This window comes from Nocardiopsis rhodophaea (assembly GCF_039530945.1).
Taxonomy (GTDB): domain Bacteria; phylum Actinomycetota; class Actinomycetes; order Streptosporangiales; family Streptosporangiaceae; genus Nocardiopsis_C; species Nocardiopsis_C rhodophaea.
Map to the genome: position 1 here is coordinate 1 of NZ_BAAAPC010000065.1, position 673 is coordinate 673.

1 protein-coding gene is annotated in these 673 nt (G+C 52.7%); it reads left to right on the top strand.

Annotation, left to right across the window (positions count from 1 at the left end):
* On the top strand, positions 1-463 hold a 463-nt coding region (locus tag ABD259_RS25670), incomplete at its 5' end, for a DUF4113 domain-containing protein (RefSeq protein ID WP_114264888.1).
* Positions 464-673: the final 210 nt, after the last annotated feature.

Genomic DNA, 673 nt, shown 5'->3' on the forward strand with positions numbered 1-673 from the left:
CGCAGAGCGGGCCTCTGAAAAACTGCGTAAAGAGCACCAGTATTGCCGGCATATTTCCGTTTTCATCAAAACGTCTCCGTTCGCCATTAAAGAGCCTTACTACGGCAACGTGGCTACGGAAAAACTGCTTACGCCCACTCAGGACACCAGGGACATCATTGCAGCCGCCACAATGGCTCTGGAGCGTATCTGGAGGGATGGGCACCGGTATGCCAAAGCCGGAGTTATGCTGAATGACTTCACCGGCTCCGGCGTTTCGCAGCTGCAGCTGTTTGACGAACGCCCGCCACGCCCTCACAGTGCTGAGCTGATGAGGGTTCTGGACGGGATCAACAACTCAGGGCTGGGTAAAGTATGGTTTGCCGGTAGAGGAATTGCGCCATCCTGGCAAATGAAACGCGATATGCTCTCCCCTGCGTACACCACTCGCTGGAGAGATATCCCCGTTGCGAGGATCGGTTAAATTTTGCCTTTCAGAGAGAGCCACCAGTGCTCGCCGCAGCCGAACGACAGGGCCAAGCCCGCGAGTGAGCGAGGAAGCACCAGGGGAGCTGAAGCCTTTTAAAGCACCTTACGCACTTAAGTTCTATAGATTCCATAATGAGTTATCCACATATCCTTTGAGTAGATCCAATAACTTACCCTTAGTTATCCAAATAGATCCAAACTGATC